Annotated in this window: 16 protein-coding genes; 13 read left to right on the forward strand and 3 right to left on the reverse strand. The window is 42.7% G+C overall.

The features are described 5' to 3' along the window. Window positions 1-510 precede the first annotated feature (510 nt). The 5 genes from I3249_RS02200 (at window position 511) to I3249_RS02220 (ending at window position 6890) form a co-directional block, all read left to right on the forward strand. Window positions 511-2169 (forward strand): TolC family protein, encoded by a 1659-nt coding sequence (locus tag I3249_RS02200; protein WP_238068347.1) that lies wholly within the window; start codon window positions 511-513, stop codon window positions 2167-2169. A gap of 102 nt (window positions 2170-2271) precedes the next feature. Then, the gene (locus I3249_RS02205) at window positions 2272-3138 is read left to right on the forward strand and encodes a YihY/virulence factor BrkB family protein (RefSeq protein ID WP_180958108.1); all 867 of its coding nucleotides are present in this window, start codon (window positions 2272-2274) and stop codon (window positions 3136-3138) included. A gap of 48 nt (window positions 3139-3186) precedes the next feature. Continuing rightward, entirely contained in the window at window positions 3187-4386 is a 1200-nt protein-coding gene (locus tag I3249_RS02210) for an efflux RND transporter periplasmic adaptor subunit (protein WP_238068348.1), read from the forward strand. Window positions 4387-4389: 3 nt separating this feature from the next. After that, window positions 4390-5700 carry an ABC transporter permease gene (locus I3249_RS02215; protein ID WP_238068349.1) on the forward strand — a complete coding sequence of 437 codons (1311 nt, stop codon included), beginning with the start codon at window positions 4390-4392 and terminating at the stop codon, window positions 5698-5700. Beyond that, window positions 5700-6890, forward strand: coding sequence for an ABC transporter permease (locus tag I3249_RS02220; protein WP_238068350.1), 1191 nt, complete (start codon window positions 5700-5702; stop codon window positions 6888-6890). Before I3249_RS02215 ends, I3249_RS02220 begins: the two co-directional genes overlap by 1 nt. Window positions 6891-6983: 93 nt before the next feature. Here the strand turns inward: I3249_RS02220 and sthA are convergent, their stop codons facing one another. The 3 genes from sthA to I3249_RS02235 all read right to left on the reverse strand — a co-directional run bounded on the left by sthA (window position 6984) and on the right by I3249_RS02235 (window position 10098). Beyond that, on the reverse strand, window positions 6984-8633 hold the full coding sequence (gene sthA, locus I3249_RS02225) for a Si-specific NAD(P)(+) transhydrogenase (RefSeq protein ID WP_057759390.1): 1650 nt from the start codon (window positions 8631-8633) through the stop codon (window positions 6984-6986). 100 nt (window positions 8634-8733) lie between these two features. Beyond that, the gene (locus tag I3249_RS02230; protein ID WP_201547416.1) at window positions 8734-9135 is read right to left on the reverse strand and encodes a DUF4377 domain-containing protein; all 402 of its coding nucleotides are present in this window, start codon (window positions 9133-9135) and stop codon (window positions 8734-8736) included. Window positions 9136-9264: 129 nt separating this feature from the next. Next, window positions 9265-10098: a pyruvate, water dikinase regulatory protein gene (locus I3249_RS02235; protein WP_179798896.1), complete on the reverse strand. Its 834-nt coding sequence runs from the start codon at window positions 10096-10098 to the stop codon at window positions 9265-9267. A 765-nt stretch (window positions 10099-10863) separates the two neighbouring features. Here I3249_RS02235 and ppsA point away from each other — a divergent pair. The 8 genes from ppsA (at window position 10864) to I3249_RS13050 (ending at window position 18204) form a co-directional block, all read left to right on the forward strand. Then, complete coding sequence (ppsA, locus tag I3249_RS02240) at window positions 10864-13248, forward strand: phosphoenolpyruvate synthase (protein WP_238068351.1); 2385 nt, start codon at window positions 10864-10866, stop codon at window positions 13246-13248. A 114-nt stretch (window positions 13249-13362) separates the two neighbouring features. Next, window positions 13363-14328, forward strand: a complete 966-nt coding sequence (locus I3249_RS02245; RefSeq protein WP_238068352.1) for an RDD family protein — start codon at window positions 13363-13365, stop codon at window positions 14326-14328. 291 nt (window positions 14329-14619) lie between these two features. Then, entirely contained in the window at window positions 14620-15024 is a 405-nt protein-coding gene (gene rpsF / locus I3249_RS02250) for a 30S ribosomal protein S6 (RefSeq protein WP_101205443.1), read from the forward strand. Window positions 15025-15040: 16 nt separating this feature from the next. Further along, on the forward strand, window positions 15041-15271 hold the full coding sequence (rpsR, locus tag I3249_RS02255; RefSeq protein WP_010198808.1) for a 30S ribosomal protein S18: 231 nt from the start codon (window positions 15041-15043) through the stop codon (window positions 15269-15271). 20 nt (window positions 15272-15291) lie between these two features. Beyond that, window positions 15292-15783, forward strand: a complete 492-nt coding sequence (gene rplI, locus I3249_RS02260) for a 50S ribosomal protein L9 (protein ID WP_238068353.1) — start codon at window positions 15292-15294, stop codon at window positions 15781-15783. A 354-nt stretch (window positions 15784-16137) separates the two neighbouring features. After that, a complete protein-coding gene (locus tag I3249_RS02265; protein WP_179798876.1) occupies window positions 16138-16377 on the forward strand; it encodes a hypothetical protein in 240 nt (79 codons plus the stop codon). A 470-nt stretch (window positions 16378-16847) separates the two neighbouring features. Then, entirely contained in the window at window positions 16848-17435 is a 588-nt protein-coding gene (locus I3249_RS13045; RefSeq protein ID WP_269137194.1) for a hypothetical protein, read from the forward strand. Further along, entirely contained in the window at window positions 17404-18204 is an 801-nt protein-coding gene (locus tag I3249_RS13050) for a hypothetical protein (protein ID WP_269137195.1), read from the forward strand. Before I3249_RS13045 ends, I3249_RS13050 begins: the two co-directional genes overlap by 32 nt. The last annotated feature ends 54 nt before the right edge of the window (window positions 18205-18258 follow it).

Here is an 18258-nt window from a genome sequence, read left to right on the forward strand (position 1 = left end):
ATTATTTATTCTACTTAATAGCCATTTAGTGACTATTCATTGACTGATTCTTATTAATTGCTACTTATTGAGCATTTTTTATTTGTTAATTACTGCCTAAATGCTTTCATAATGAGATTAAAAACAAAATCTAACTAAAAATAAATCGCTTGAATCTAAAATACCTTGTTGGCTATGTTGTTACTTATAAACAGATATTTAAGAATTAAATCAATCCTCTATCATACCGCTACTGGTCGCACAATAGAAAACGGCAAAATACTGAGTATTGACCCGTCACCATTGTGGCTCTACAGTGTACCTCTTATGACGAATGACCGCTTGTTAGCGCTTTTAATATAGACATATTTTTATATTAGAATATGAATGATTTATTTAAGCATCATTTTTTCGCTAGCTGGCAAATAGTCTATAATAGTTCAGCAACTTTATATCCTGAGCAATGAAACCTATCGGTACTGTTCCTTATTTTATAATACCTTACATTCTAATTAATGGCTTATGTGACTTATGAAATTCATTTTATCAGCGCTACCGACTGCTATGATGACAGTTGCAGTCATGAGCGTGCCTGTCATGACTTACGCGAGCACTGACGCTGACAGTATAGAAGCGTCAGATGATGTTACACCAGTGGCTGTGACACAAATCATAGATGCTGATAGTCCAACTGATAATGATAAACCAACTGTAGCGCCTTTTCATACAGTACCAAACCCTCAAAACGTTGAGTCGCAGGCACTGTCTACGCTTGTGGACCCTATTACACATAAAACAGTCGATAACAGCTACGCACTAGACGTCTCAAGCTTTTTGAGTTTAGAGCAAGCGCAGAAGCTGCTGGTACAAGTATCACCTAAAATCGCTGCCAATCAAGCAGCGATTGCCGCTAGCGAATACCAAACTGACGCGCTCAGAACTATCGACAATCCGCTCGTATTTGCTCGAGTATCTGCCAGTGCCTATCATTTAGATGAGGATATAGATTTATCTTCTCTCAGAAGCGGTATCGTCAACGAAGTAAACAATGGCGTAGATAACATAGTCCCTCCTACAGCAGACCTACCAGACTTTGGTGAGCTGGTCGGTGAGCGCATTCCCGACTCTTATAACTTCAAGCGCTCAGGCTCTACGTCGGGTGCAGGTCTTGGTGTCGTTTGGCCTATTTATACTGCTGGGCGTACAGACGCATTGACTGGCGCCTCGGATGCACGTACACAAGAAGCGATGGCTGATAGCGTACTGGATAAAAATGAGCTTTATAATACGTTAATTGAGCGTTATTTTAAGGCACAGCTAGCGATTATCGCTGCTTACTTACGAGAAGACGCTTATGATACATTACAGCAGACCGACCATATGGCCGAGCGTCTGTTTGAAGAAGGTTTTATCTCACGTGTCGATAGACTAGAAGCGCAGTCTGCGCTTGCGGATGCCAAGAGTGAATCCGTCAATGCGAATAATGACGCGCGCCTAGCCATGATTGCGCTACAGCGTCTACTACGTACCGACTACCGTATTAAACCGACCACGCCATTGTTTGTCTCTAGTCGCCCTCTACCAGATGTGAGTTATTTTCAGGACTTGGCACTAAACAACCATCCCGGACTGCAAAAAGTTGCAGCCAAGCGGGCACAGGCTCAGCAGTTACATGCGCTATCAGATACGGGCTACAAACCTACGGTATTACTATACGGTTATGGTCAGGTAGAGAAAGATCCAAGCTGGGTCGCTGGTATATCTGCCAGTTGGAAACTATGGGGCGGACTCGATAAAGCCGCATCGCTAGCATCCAGTAGTGCCAAAATACGTCAGGCCGATCTCTCTGAGATTGAAGTTAGTGACAATTTATTGCTACTGGTAGAAAAAAACTGGCACGATGTCAATAATGCTCAATCACGCTATCAAGCATTACAAAGTAATGTTGATTTGGCAGCAGAAGTATTACGACTACGTCGCTTAGGATTACAAGAAGGTGTAAATACTACCGTTGACGTGGTGCAGGCACAGACGCAATCGCTCAAAGCACGTACTGAACAAGCACAAGCTGCTAATGACTATGTACAGTCACTGGCTGCCCTTATGCAAAGCTGTGGTACGCCACTTGCTTTTAATGCTTATCTCAATGCCGCTGACATTCAATTGCCTACTTTATATACTGAGCAATGATTTGATGTGATAAGCCATAAGTCGTGCTGATAAATGCTTTGTATTACCATGAAGTCGACATCAAAAATACTATTACCAACCCTATTACGAACAGCTGCTTTTATGAAAGAATTGACCTCTAAATCGATAAAAAACTGGCTACAGACGTTACTAGAAACGTGGCGTATTGCCAATAATTCTAATGTTTGGGCGCATTGCGCAAGCGTAGGTTTCTTTGGATTCTTATCAATTTTTCCCGTGATGGCTGTGTTTGTCCTACTTTATGGTCTTGCGTTTTCTCCCGCCGAGATGCAAGAGCAAATCTCGCTTTTGAGTCAATTTATACCTGATACAGTATATGAAGTGCTCAACTCCCGTCTGAGCGAGTTGGTTTCTACAACTACGTCTGCCCTGACTTTCAGCCTGCTTATATCGTCCTTGCTCGCACTTTACGCTGGCTCTAAAGGTATCAAGTCTTTAATTATTCTTATTAACCTTGCGTTCCATATTACGCAAGAGCGTAGTTTTGTACAAAGCACGATTCGCGCAGTTGGTTTGACCTTTGCAGCAGTAGTCGTATTGATTATCGCGGTCTCCTCTATCGCGATTATTCCTTTGGGGGCGGCCTACTTCCCTTTCCCTCAAATAGCAAAGACAATTGCGCTTTGGAGCAGGTGGCCAATATTGACAGGTATCATATTCTTAAGCTTTTTGGGTCTTTATCGCCTAGCCCCAAATCGTGATGCTGTTGCCCTCAAAAAATTGATGCCGGGCGCTGCGTTAGCAACGGTTTTATGGATTATATTGTCCATCTTGTTTTCAATTTATGTGCAAAATTTTAATAATTATAGTGCTGAGTTTGGCGCGCTTTCAGCTGCTGTGGTCATTATGCTATGGCTCTATTATTCAGCATTTATCGTCGCCCTTGGTGCTATTTTTAATTCTGAAACCATAGACAACGCCAAGCCTTATGCGTTTCGAGTGTACTAGTAATAAACCCTTTATTTTCAACTTTGTTGCTTTAGGAATCTCATTGTCATGACAGAATTACCACGCGAATCAGACGACTCAAATAAATCAGCTGATGCAACCGAGTCAGTGACCTCTCAAGATACACAAAATTCAGTCGATCCTGTAGAAGACGTGTCTGATATTGAACCAGAGCAACCGACACCTACTTATAATCGTGACGCATCTAAAACTGACAAATCTGCACGTATGAAAAAAGGATTACTTGCACTATTCATACTGATTGTCCTTGGTACGATTGCGTACGGCTTATACAAAAGTAACGCGCATAGCGAGCCAGAAGTTATTACGCTGCAAGGACAAATGCAGATGCAGCAAACGTCTATCGCTGCAAAAGTACCAGGGCGTATTGCCCAAATTATGGTAACAGAGGGTGATAGGGTAACGGCAGGTCAGCAACTGGTTGAGATGGATTCGCCTGAGATTAATGCCAAGATTAATCAAGCACGTGCTGGTAAGCAAATCGCGCAAAGCCAATTAGACAAAGCAGAAAATGGTGCGCGCCCGCAAGAAATCGCCCAAGCAAAAGCCGCTTGGCAAGCCAATAAAGCGGCGTCTGACTTGGCAGAAAACACCTATCAGCGTGTCAATCGCCTTTACGAAGAAGGACTGATGGCGCGACAAAAGCGCGATGAGGCTTATGCGCAATATCTTGCCACTCAAGACCAAACCGAAGCAGCCCGCTTGCAGTATGATCTGGCGCTAGAAGGCGCACGTACTGAAGATAAGTCAGCGGCCACTGCACAAGTCGCACAGGTCGATGCAAAACTCGATGAAGCACTAGTAGCAAAAGAGGAAGCGAACCTAAGAAGTCCTATCGCTGGTATCGTCGATAATGTCATCGTGAGTGCTGGAGAAGTCATCGGTCAAGGGGTTCCGCTTTTGACGTTGGTGGATACCAATGACCAATGGGTAGTACTTAACGTCACTGAGTCTTATTTAAATCAATTTGCTATTGGTCAGACATTTACCGGTACTATCCCAGCGCTGTCATCAGCGGATAAGCCTTATACAAAACAGTTTACCGTCTATGCGACATCGACCTTATCAGACTTTGCCACTTGGCGTCCGACCAACAACGATGATGGTTTTGATGTGCGTACTTTTGAGGTGAAAGCACGACCATCTAAGCCCGATGCCCGTATCCGCTCAGGTATGAGCGTGGTCGTACGTATCAACCCTACTCCTGTCAATCAGAACCAAGAGTAAGCCATGCACTTGACTAAGTTAAGTGAGGCTTTTTTACGCAGTGCAGCCTATGAGCGCCGTTTTTTGGCAAAAAATCATTGGGACTTTAGCATGGTGGTATGGATACCACTGGCAACGGTGCTGCTAATATGGTGGATATTTTCACAGACTCAAATTACCGATTTGCCTATCGGAGTCATCGATCAAGACAACAGCGCTGTTGCCAATACTGCCGTCCGTTACTTAGAGGCCAGTCCTACTTTGACGGTCAGACAGCTGTATTACTCCCAAGCGGATGCAGAGGCTGCGATTTTACAGCGCGATATTTACGCTGTTGTCATTATCCCAGAGGACTTTTCTCGTAATATATTATCGAGCCAGCCTGCTCCGTTGACTCTACAAGTTAATGCACAGTACGGTACGCACTCTGGTATTATTCAGGCAGGTGTCCAAGCGGTCGCTAGTACATTATCCGCAGGTGTAGAGATCAAACGTTTGGTCAAACAAGGCGTAGCGCCATCACAAGCGATGACGGCTTACGCACCTATCAGTGTGCAGCGTATTAGCTTATTCAATGCTGCGACCAATTATCAGCAGTTTTTGGCTTCGACCGTCATACCTGCCTTATTACATATATTGGCAATGGTCATTGGCGCAACCACGATTGGCCGCGAGTTACGTGATAAGAATATCGGTCGCTGGTACCGTTTTATTGATACAGGAAAGCCTCATTTAACGTTATCCAGAGCTACAAAAACGTCATCTTCGCTATCAACCAAACAAGATAGCAGCGATAACAAAACATCATCTTCAAGCGCAAACGTGCCCAAATCGGTCAGCCTATCAGTGTTGATATTTGGTTTATTGGGTAAATACTTTTGGCCAATACTGGCATATAGCTTGTGGTCAGCGTTGATATTGTGGCTGGCAACGTCCAATCAGAATATCAACATCATGTCTCTTATGGCAGTTTATGCTGGGTTTTTGTGCCTAATGATATTGTCGTTTTGGCTAGGTGCTATTTTTACTTTGAATTCTTTTTCATTACGTATGGGTCTATCGACCACCGGATTTATTTCAGCGCCTTCTTACGCCTTTGCTGGTGTTACTTTTCCTTATATTGCGATTAGTGATAGTGCGCAATATTGGTCAAATGCTCTGCCGCTAACGCATTACCTAAAGCTTCATATTGCACAGTTACAAATGCAAGCACCGATCGCCATCTCGCTACCTATCGTCTATGGCCTTATGTTTGCGGTCATAATAGCGCTAGTACTTGCGGCACTATTAACCAAACGCGCATTGGCGCATCCTGAACGTTGGGGAGCACGCTAATGTCTGCACAATCAAATAATACACACTCAAAAGCTACATCAACCGACACTCCGGCTTCACAAAGCTTTTGGAGCAGCTTTACTCAAACTCTCAAAGACGTCTTTGGCGACAAAGGCGTACTTTTGATGTTGATTATTGCCCCTATCATCTATGGGTTTTTCTATCCTTGGCCTTACTCGTCTGAGGTAGTCAATCATGTGCCAGTAGGTATCATTGATCATGACAATAGTAACTTATCGCGTACTCTCGTTCGCTATGCGAGTGCTAGCCCATACCTAGATACTGAACGATTTATCAATGAGCAGGCTGCCAAAGAAGCCATATGGTCAGATCAAATTGCAGGCTATATGGTGATTCCAGCTGGTCTTGAAGAACAAGTTCAGTCCGGAGAGCAAGCACACGTCAGTGTACTGGGTAATGGCGGTTATTTTATTTTAAATAAAAACGTCCAATTGGGATTCTCTCAAGCAGTAGGTACGGTATCGGCAGGCATCAAGGTAAAGAAAAGCATTGCGAAAGGCGCTTATACATCTACCGCAGCACAGAACACGCAAGCTGTACCGCTACGGATTATGCCACTGTATAACCAAACCGAGGGCTATGGTGCTTATGTCGTACCAGCTGTCTCTGTTATTATTTTACAGCAGACACTTTTAATGGCGACTGCGATGCTGATTGGCACATGGTATGAGCAGCGCCGTCACAGTACGAGTGTACGTGGCTGGTTGGGACGTATTGGGGCTTTGAGCTCACTTAGCTTTATCGTTGGCTGCTTTTATTATGGTTGGGCGTTTGAGCTACATCATTATCCACGCGGACAAAACATGCTTGGTACGCTGCTATTTTTGGCACTATTTTGTCCGACAGTCGCAACGCTCGGCTGCGTGCTCGGATTATGGTTCCGGCAGCGTGAGCGCAGTATGCAGATATTAATTTTCATCTCCTTACCGATATTCTTCTTAAGCGGCTACCCTTGGCCAGCAGACCAATTGCCTCAAGTATTACAAGTAATACGTTGGCTGGTACCGACCACGCCTGCAATCAATACCTCTGTACAGCTTAATCAAATGGGTGCCAGTGTCTCTCAAGTCGCTATAGGATTTTATGCGTTGGCTGGCTTATGGTTGCTCTATTTTGTTTTATTGCTATTTGTACGCAAGCGTATTCCACAGCGAAAAGCCTACTTATAAATTTTCAAATTAATGAAATCTATAAGCATAAAAAAAGCGCCTGCTAATAATAGTAGGCGCTCTTTTTATTTATACGATATAAATAGCGGTGGTTTAAAACACTCGGTTCAAACCATTCAATGCTGCCACACGATACGCTTCTGCCATCGTTGGATAGTTGAAAGTCGTATTTACAAAGTATTCAAGCGTGTTGTTGCTCTTACACTTCATCACTGCTTGACCGATATGAATAATTTCTGAAGCATGGTTGCCGTAGCAATGGATGCCTAGAATTTCTAGCGTATCACGATGGAACAATATCTTTAATACGCCCGAACGTTCACCGATGATTTGAGCACGTGCCAGATGTTTAAAGAACGCCTGACCCACTTCATACGGAACTTTTTCATCCGTGAGCTCTTGCTCTGTCTTACCAATACAAGAGATTTCAGGAATCGTATAAATACCAGTCGGTACACTAGATACTGGCTCAGCATCACTATCACCAACCATAAAAGCAGCGGCACAGCGACCTTGGTCATAGGCAGCAGAAGCTAGTGACGGCCAACCGATTACGTCACCAGCAGCATAGATATTGTCGACGTCCGTACAGTAAGTGTCATCTACTTTTAACTGACCACGGCCATTTGCTTTTAGCCCAATGGCTTCTAAATTCAGGCCTTCGGTGTTACCTGAGCGACCATTTGACCAAAGAATGGCATCAGATTTGATGCGCTTGCCGCTCTTTAGGTGCAAGACTACATAATCATCATGAGTCTCAAGATGATCAATCTCTTCGTTACTACGGATAAGCACACCGAACTGTCTAAAGTCATGCGCGATGGCATCACTGATTTCGCTGTCTAAGTAGTTGAGCAACTGATCTTGGTTATTGATCAAATCAACTTTGTAGCCAAGACCAGTAAAGATAGACGCGTACTCACAACCAATCACCCCTGCACCATAAATGATGATTTTTTTGACCACATAATCCATTTGCAAGATTTTGTCAGAGTCAAATACACGTGGATGGTTAAAGTCTAAAATCTCAGGACGGTAAGGACGACTACCGACAGTAATGATGGCTTTATTGAAAGTGATGGTTTCGTACACATTTTCATCGACTTCAATACGTAGCGTATGTGCGTCAATAAAACTTGCCCAACCTTGAATGACTTCAATACGGTTGCGCTCATAAAAACGTGTGTGGGTACTGACTTGACGACGGATAACTTGACGCGCTTTGGCCAATACTTCATTTAGCGGTACTTGTTTATATTCCATCGCCTTGGTAAACATTGGATCGCGGCGGAAGTTAATCAAGTTGAATACAGATTGGCGCAGTGCTTTACTTGGAATCGTACCGACGTGAGTAGAGTTACCCCCTACTTGATCACGTGGATCGACGACGACAACTCTTTTACCAGATTTAGTCAGCTTCATAGCAGCGGCTTCACCAGCAGGCCCCGCCCCTAAAACAACGGCATCATATTCATACTCATGGTCGTCACTTTTTAGACGACGAGAGTCTTTGGTAAAGCCAGACTTAATATCGATTCGTGTGTCATCGAGCGGATTCACTAAGTCAGGATGATGCATGACATCATCTGTCACTTGCTCGTGAGTCTGCTCTATCTTTTCTTTTTTGTTCTTACCTTCGGTATGTTCAGGGCTTGGCACGTGTCCGCTAGATTTATTTGATACTTCGGTATGAATATCTTTACCAGTATCATTGGTCTCGTCACTTGCACTTTTACTTACCATGATGTCCTCTTTATATTTATTTATCGAGTAAATGTTTGAGATATAAATGAATCAATATGTAGATGAGTTAGTATCATGTAGATAAATGAATATCGCCCTACTAAGGCATGCCCACCATACGTTGTGACAGTATGTTTTGCAATGTCCAATGACCAGTAGCGCTCTGTTGCCCTTCATCAATCTGCGGGCGGGCACTAATGATGTACTCTGTACCAAGGGCTGGTTTGAAATCGTCGATCCAGTCATAAGGAATCTGGAATACGCTACCGTCTTTAGACTTAGCAAGTAGGCACTGCATTGGCAGTTCTGAGGCACAGGCCACACGGTTTGGCATGACGGTCAGTGTCTGTGCTTCACCCAATACGATACTTGGAATATAGCGCGGCTCAGGTACTGGATCCTTTGCAAATGGTGATGTTTGACAAGCACTCAGTAAAGTCGCTGCACTGATTAAACCTGCCATCAACAACGATGGCTTTATAGATTGATAGGCTGAAATCATAATATTCTCTATATGATAATTATCTAGGATGAAATGATGTATGTTTATTAGTGTTTTTTGCGCATTTATTAAAGCTGCATGAACACTTATTGATACCGATTGAACAGATACTGTTTAAGCTGACATTCATTATCCAATACGGCGTTTGAGACCTGTCATCTGCAAAATACGTGTGGCAATTTCCTCAACAGACATCTCTGATACATCTAAGCTTGGGATACCATGCGTGATATAGATACCCTGAATCGCGCGCTGCTCTTGCTGGCATTGCTGATAGCTAGAATAACGACTGCCTGCACGGCGCTCTTGACGGATTTTTACTAAGCGATCAGTATCGATGAGCAAACCAAACAGCTTGTCTTTATGCTCACGCAATGCTTTCGGCAACTGATTGTCGTACAAATCATCTTCAGTTAAAGGATAGTTAGCCGCTCGAATACCGAATTGTAATGCTAAATATAAAGAAGTCGGCGTCTTACCAGAGCGCGACACACCCACCAAAATAATATCGGCTGCATTATAGTGACGAGTACGCGCACCATCGTCATTGTCTAACGCAAAATGCACTGCATCGATACGCTCTTTATAAGTTTCAGAATCGACATCATCATGTGCATGCCCTGAATGACCATCTGGCTCTACGCCAGTCTCTTCTGCAACACGGCCAATCAAACCTTCATACATATCTAAGTTACAGCTATGTGCCGAGTTGATCTTTTCACGAATCTCAGGATTAACGATCGTATCGAAAACCAATGGCAACGATCCATCGCGCTGATACGCCAGATTGATTTGTTCAACCGCATCTTCCGCACGCTCTAAACTATCGACGTATGGCAATACTCTTGTTTCAAAGGGAACTGAGGCAAACTGACTCAAAATAGCGCGTCCAAGTGTCTCAGCCGTAATCGCTGTGCCATCTGAGATAAAAAACGCCGTTCTAATCGCCTGTGAGCTGTCCAAGTTTAGCGCATGGCGATTTTGGATAGTGGACTTAACTTGTTCAGATGGATTGCTTGAGTACATATCGTTGACACCTCGGTTGAAAACTCAATAATGACCTTCATTTAGTTTTTGGTATAGATCTTAGTAATAATTCAGACTTGGTAAATGTTTAGCAGTTATTGACTATTAATAGCATTACTTTGACTATCATTAATAGTGTGGCTTTTACTTAGATTTTTACAGTTACCTTTATAACTCGTATAACTAAGTTTTATAACTGACTTCTTAAAACGAGCCTTTTTCAGTACCTATACTGCACATTTACCATGCAATGTGCATCAACTATCTATGCGCTACATTATACGCATATTAGCCTCTTAATAGAAATCAATGTTACAGGCGTACACTTAGCACCAACATTGTTTTTCATCTTGTCGTAATAGCCAATCCACCTCTCATTAAGACGTTTTTTATGGTGTCTCCAATATATGAACATAAGATTGAAACATAAATGATGGAAATTCTCTAAATATGGCTTATTGGAATACGTCTATTTTATGCAGTAATTGGCTTTTATAAGCGCATAACATCGTCACTAGCAATGAGTTTTTTCATCTGAGTAAATACGAAACTTGATTAGACTGGCCGTAATTTATGTAGCAAACCCCACAATTTGTATATTTTTAACAAGTTTTTTGGTAAAACCCCTCGAATTCCTCCTAATATGGCGGTATAATTCACCGTTATAATCTTTACTAAATAACCTTATTTTCTGGAGTTATCATGGCAGCGCAATCTACAGCACTTGTAATCAATCTTGATCAGCTAGGAAAAGACGACATCGAAATGGTTGGTGGCAAGAATGCCTCACTTGGCGAGATGATCAGCCATCTTTCTGATTTAGGCGTTAGTGTTCCAGGCGGCTTTGCCACCACTTCAAACGCGTTCAATCGCTTTTTGACAGAAACAGGTTTACTAGAAAAAATCAACAACGAGCTAAACACATTGGATGTCAATGATGTTAATAAGCTTGCGGCGACTGGTAAAAAGATCCGTACTTGGATTATTGAGCAAGAATTGCCAAAAGATCTTGAGCAAGAAGTACGTCAAGCGTTCGAAACCATGAGCGGCGGCGAAGACATCGCTGTTGCGGTACGTTCTTCTGCGACTGCTGAAGATTTGCCAGATGCGTCATTTGCTGGTCAACAAGAAACCTTCTTGAACATTCGCGGTATTGATAACGTCCTAATTGCTATTAAAGAAGTATTTGCCTCGCTATATAACGACCGTGCAATCTCTTACCGTGTACACAAAGGTTTTGAGCACGAAGGCGTGGCATTGTCTGCTGCCGTACAGCGTATGGTACGTTCAGAGACTGGTGCTGCTGGTGTTATGTTCACGCTTGATACCGAAAGCGGTTTTGATCAAGTCGTGTTCATCACGTCAAGCTATGGCCTAGGTGAAATGGTTGTACAGGGCGCGGTTAACCCAGATGAATTCTACATCTCAAAACGTCTGCTGGCCGATGGTAAGCCTTCTGTTATCCGTCGTAACCTAGGCAGCAAGCACAAGAAAATGGTTTATGGTGATGAAGGCAGCACCGCTAAATCAGTGAAAACGGTCGATGTTGAAAAACAAGATCGCATGCAGTTCTCTTTATCTACTGAAGAGCTAACCTCACTTGCCAAGCAAGCGGTAACGATCGAACAGCATTATGGCCAAGCGATGGACATCGAGTGGGCAAAAGATGGCGATACTAACGAAATCTTTATCGTTCAAGCACGTCCTGAGACTGTGAAGAGCCGTCAAGACAGCAACGTGATGGAACGTTATGTCATCGACACGACTGGCGCAAAAGTATTGTGTGAAGGTCGTTCAATCGGTCAACGTATCGGTTCAGGTAAAGTGCGTATCGTTAGCAACCTAAACGAGATGGACAAAGTAGAAGAAGGCGACGTACTCGTATCAGACATGACTGATCCGGATTGGGAACCAGTTATGAAGCGCGCTTCTGCTATCATCACCAACCGTGGTGGTCGTACCTGTCACGCTGCTATTATCGCGCGTGAGCTAGGGGTGCCAGCTATCGTTGGTTGTGGTAACGCCACTGAGCTATTGGTTGATGGTCAAGACGTAACTGCTTCTTGTGCTGAAGGTGACACTGGTTTCATTTATGAAAGCCAGATTGATTTTGAAGTACAGACTAACTCTGTTGAATCTATGCCAGAGCTAGCATTCAAAGTGATGATGAACGTTGGTAACCCAGATCGCGCATTCTCATTCACCCAAATGCCAAACGAAGGTATCGGTCTTGCACGTCTAGAGTTCATCATCAACCGTATGATTGGTGTGCATCCAAAAGCCTTGCTAAACATGAACAGCTTGCCACGTGAAATTTCACAAGCGATCCAAGAGCGTATCGCAGGCTATGCATCACCTGTTGACTTCTATGTTGATAAATTGGTCGAAGGTATCTCAACGCTAGCTGTTGCCTTTATGGATCAGCCTGTTATCGTTCGTATGTCAGATTTCAAATCAAACGAATACGCTAACCTGCTTGGTGGTAAGTTATACGAGCCATCAGAAGAGAACCCAATGCTTGGTTTCCGCGGTGCTAGCCGTTATGTGTCTGATAACTTCCGTGACTGTTTTGAGCTTGAGTGTAAAGCACTAAAACGTGTACGTGATGACATGGGCTTGACCAACGTTGAGATCATGATTCCATTCGTACGTACTGTTGGCGAAGCCAAAGAAGTCATCGAGTTACTTGAGAAAAATGGTCTAAAACGTGGCGAAAATGGTCTACGCGTCATCATGATGTGTGAGCTACCAACCAACGCCCTATTGGCAGAAGAGTTCCTAGAGTACTTTGATGGTTTCTCAATCGGTTCTAACGATTTGACTCAGTTAACGCTTGGTCTTGACCGTGACTCAGGTATCGTCTCACATCTATTTGATGAGCGTGATCCTGCTGTTAAGAAGCTATTGTCTATGGCTATCGAAGCTTGCCGTAAGCAAAACAAATACGTCGGCATCTGTGGTCAAGGTCCATCAGACCATCCAGATCTAGCGTTTTGGTTAATGGAGCAAGGTATCAGCTCAGTGTCATTGAACCCTGACTCAGTACTAGATACTTGGTTCTTCTTAGCTGGTGAAGAAGCAAAGTAAACCGCTACCTTTAGCCACAGCGGTCATTCACACAGTCATTAAAGATACCACTATTAGGGTCTATTTGATTTTTTCAAATAGACCCTAATATAATGTCCTAAGACATGACTAACTATGCAGGCAATTATGCAGATTTTCCTTGCTCGAAATAACGTACAAGCTGGCCCATATCAGTTGGAGCAGCTGAATATTATGCTGGCATCTGGTGAAGTATTGCTTGATGATTTGATGTGGCATGAAGGCTTAGCTCAGTGGCAGCGCGTAGGTGATCTTACCAATAACCAAACGGTGTATCGCCCGACCAGTGCTAACACGCCTGAAGTAAACGACTCTATCATCAATAACGTGACCGTCTTCCCTGAAGATACCAATAAAGCGAAAAATGATAAGTCAGTATCGTTAGACAGACTATATGGCAAGCCTGAACGTCCTAAAAACGTGAAAGCCGACATGACGACCAATCGTCATCAAACGCCGCACAACAATGTCTCACTGAATAAGTCTACTCTCAAAAAAGCTGTTGCAGACAATGATAAAGTCGTCGGCAACGTGGTACTTGCGCCAATTATGTCACGCGTATTGGCAACCGCGCTTGATTGGCTGCTACTAATAATGGCGTTTCTTCCATTAATGCTAGCTATGAGAAAGTTGGGAGACATGCCCACAGACTTACAGAATATGGAAGCAGTAATTAAATATTCTTTGAGTCTTTCTGAAAGTATTCCGCAAGCGACACAATTAATATCCAATGCGATGGTTTTCGGCCTTATCGCTTTGCAATTACTTTTTATTATCTTGCGGGGCCAATCGTTAGGCAAACTAATTACGGGAATTCGTGTTGTAGATCAAACCACCCATCATTTACCTTCTTTTCTTAGATTGGTTGTGATACGTACTCTTTTTCTAGCACTACTTTATATCCCCCTTTCTACTTCATTTATAGTACTGATACCTTTAGCCATTCATTACTATATGGCATCTAAAAGCCCTGAAAATATTGGTTGGCATGACAAACTTGCCAAAACCTTAGTGGTCAAAGCAGACAGTAGCCAACTGGTAAAGAAGTCAAAATCTGAATAACAGTATTTTGGTTTGGTTATTGGTTTTATAGCTCGTTATAATTAAAAAAGCTGCGTACTATCGCGGCTTTTTTATTTAGCAAAGCTTATTTAGCCTCTTTTTATATTTTATTGGCAGTAGCTTGGTGATTAACCTTTGTGTTAGTTGCCGAGTACTGTTATAATACGGCGCTTTATAAACTAAGCTTATTCTTGATTGTTTTTTATAAAATATGACTAGAATTGGGCTTACCTTATAAATCTCCTTGCTATTAACATAGGGTTAATAGCTACTAATCCGTAAGGAGTCATAATGCGACATTACGAACTGGTGTTACTTGTACACCCAGACCAAAGCGACCAAGTGGTCGGCATGGTTGAGCGCTATATCAAGTTAGTTCAAGACAACAACGGTGTTATCCATCGTCTAGAGGATTGGGGCCGTCGTCAACTGGCTTATCCAATCAACAAGATTCACAAAGCTCATTACGTTCTTTTCAACATTGAAACTGACGGTGAAACTTTAGCTGAACTTGAAGAATTATTCCGTTATAACGACGCGATCATTCGTAGTCTAGTTATGCGCCGTGACGAAGCTGTCACTGAAGAGTCGCAGTTAGCCAAGAATGCCGATGAAAAACGCGCACGCAAAGCAACTACTCGTCGTCCAGACAATCGTGAAAACGATAATGACGACAACGACAACAGTGAAGACTAATTAAAGGAGAATACTCATGGCACGTTTCTATCGCCGTCGCAAATTCTGCCGTTTCACTGCTGAAGGCATCACTCACATCGACTATAAAGATGTTGAATTGCTAAAACAGTACATTAGTGATAATGGTAAAATCGTACCAAGCCGTATTACTGGTACATCTACTAAATATCAGCGTCAATTAGCGACTGCTATTAAGCAAGCTCGTTACTTATCGCTACTTCCATACACTGATAACCATCAAGGTTAACCGCTAACTAGGAATGACTCATGCAAATTATTTTGTTACAGCGTATCGTCAACCTTGGTAAACTCGGTGAAACTGTCGATGTAAAACCAGGTTACGGACGTAACTTTCTTATCCCTCAGGGCAAAGCGCTACCTGCTACTAAAGCTAACATTGAAAAGTTCGAAGCACGTCGTGCTGAGCTTGAAGCTGAAGAAGCAAAAGAGATCGCTGTTGCTCAAGAGCGTGCTGATGCACTAACTGACGTTAATGTTATCATGCGTGCTAAATCAGGTGACGAAGGCAAGCTATTCGGCTCTATCGGTACTCGCGATATCGCTGAAGCATTGACTAACTCAGGTCTAGAAGTAGACCGTGCTGAAATCAAGCTACCTGAAGGCACTCTACGTCAAGTTGGCGAATACAATGTTGATATTCAGCTACACCATGACGTTACTGCTAGCATCTTAGTTACTATTCTTTCTGAAGATGGTAACAACGAAGAAGCTGCTGAAGAAGACTATTCTGAAGAGTAATCTTCTATATAGTTAGACTCAGTCTGTAAAAAGCCAGCAACTTAGGTTGCTGGCTTTTTTACGTGCGTCATTTTTGACATTAGAGTTTATGTATTTAGATTATTTATATCACTAACTTGCACCCCTTTATCTTAATAAATGTGGATTTTATATATTCCTAAACAGCTTAGGGTTCTCAAAAAATCTATTGCTATGATAGCGGTGTTATCTATGCAATGTTGTAGTAACTAAATGCAACAACTACCTTAAAAACGCTATACCAAACAACAAGATACTGCCTATATAATCATCTTTATTACTATTAGCAGAATTGATAATCTACTGCTATCTAATGTACTAATAGGGCGCAAGAACATGAAAGAAAATAATAACATCCATACCAATGACAAGCTTATCTGTACCCAAGGTAATGCATACTACTCCGAAGGAGAGGTGTATACAGTTGGCAGAATAGTCAATGACAAATACTTTCAGCTACTAACCAGTGGTAACGACGATCATTGGTATGCTACGTTGGACGATCAAGGTATTTATGTCAGCTTTGATACTGCAACTGCTACCAATAACAAAGCTTTTTTTGATAAGATTGCCTAACTATAAATAACGGTACTTCTTAGAATACCTATCCTAAAAATAATTATTACTCAGGTAGGTAAATATTGTTTAGACAAAAACTGGTCATTATAAATGGCCAGTTTTTTTTGGTTTGAAGTATTAGCAATTGCTAGTTATAAAAGTATTTCCACACACCTCTTCGACGTTTTATTACTAACTTCTCTCATTTCAAAATTAAGTATCTCTCGATTTTTTGTCAACAGCGCCAACTATTTAACGAATCTATTTCCTAGCGGCGTCTATTTGCTATAAAGTATGCCCCTTTAAAATTTCGTATCGTTAGTGATGCAGATAGTTGGTTCGATATCGTTTAAATGTAGACATGGTAAAAGCGCTTGAAAGCACTACGCAAAGTAGACTTAGCAAGCTATATACCGTGTTTAATCTCGATATAATTGGCTATATTGGCATTGGTAATCAATTAAGATATAAACCATATTGAGACAGTGATGATTGTATTTTGGCTTGTACTGACCATTCTTTTTATTATTTTCGCTACCGCAAAATTGAAGTGGCATCCTTTTTTAGTGTTGATATTGTCCGCTTTCTTGGTTGCACTTTTTTACCAAGTACCGCTTAATACTGTCGCTAATACGATCTCTGATGGTTTCGGCGGTATCTTAGGTTATATCGGTCTAGTGATTGTATTCGGTACCATTATCGGCTTAATCCTTGAAAAAACGGGGGCTGCTATCGTGATGGCAGAAACCGTTATCAAAGTGTTGGGGCCACGCTTCCCTACTCTGACCATGTCTATAGTCGGTGCAGTCGTGTCAGTACCTGTATTCTGTGACTCAGGCTACATCATCTTAAACTCTTTAAAAGAGTCTTTGGCTGAGCGTCTACATGTATCAAGTGTCGCAATGAGCATTGCCTTGGCAACTGGACTATACGCTACCCATACCTTTGTACCGCCCACGCCAGGCCCAATCGCAGCGGCAGGTAACTTAGGTCTAGAGTCAAACTTGGGTTTGGTCATCATGGTCGGTGTGGTCGTGACAGCAGTTGCGGTACTGGCTGGCTGGCTGGTGGTCTAATCGCTTCCTTAACGCCACTCCTGACAATATCAATGCGGCAGACGCTCCAGCAGCAATGCCTGAAGGAATGAAAACTCGTGATGATTACAGCCATTTGCCTTCAGCAACAATGGCGTTTTTACCGATTATCGTGCCTATCGTATTGATTTGCTTATCCTCTGTTGCCAACTTCCCAAGCGCACCGTTTGGTAGTGGCACGTTGACAGATATTTTGGTATTTATTGGTAATCCCCTAACGGCATTACTCATTGGTCTGTTTTTATCATTCTTACTTATTAATACCGAGCAAAAAACACAGCAGATCAGCGATAGCATCTCTCAAGGCTTAGTAGTAGCAGCCCCTATCCTATTGATCACTGGTGCTGGTGGTGCGTTTGGTGCCATGCTAAAAGTGACACCAATCGGAGACTATTTAGGTACTACATTGTCTGCATTAGGTCTTGGTATCTTTATGCCATTTATCGTCTCTGCTGCGTTAAAGACTGCGCAAGGCTCGACCACAGTTGCTCTGGTCACCACCTCTGCGATGGTTGCACCGTTATTGGACCAAATTGGTCTAGACAGTGAGCTGGGTCGCGTATTTTGTGTGATGGCAATCGGTGCCGGTGCCATGACCATTTCACACGCCAATGACAGCTTCTTTTGGATTGTCAGTCAGTTTAGCCGTATGAGTGTGTCACAAGCATACAAAGCCCATTCAATGGCGACTGGTATTCAAGGCGTGACCAGTATTGTGTTTATCTGGCTGTTGACCTTAGTATTTATTTAACAGTGTTCATTTAATGCATTTGCTGAAATACCCAAAAAGACGTTCAAAAATACC

Source organism: Psychrobacter sp. Ps1 (assembly GCF_022129425.1).
GTDB lineage: Bacteria > Pseudomonadota > Gammaproteobacteria > Pseudomonadales > Moraxellaceae > Psychrobacter.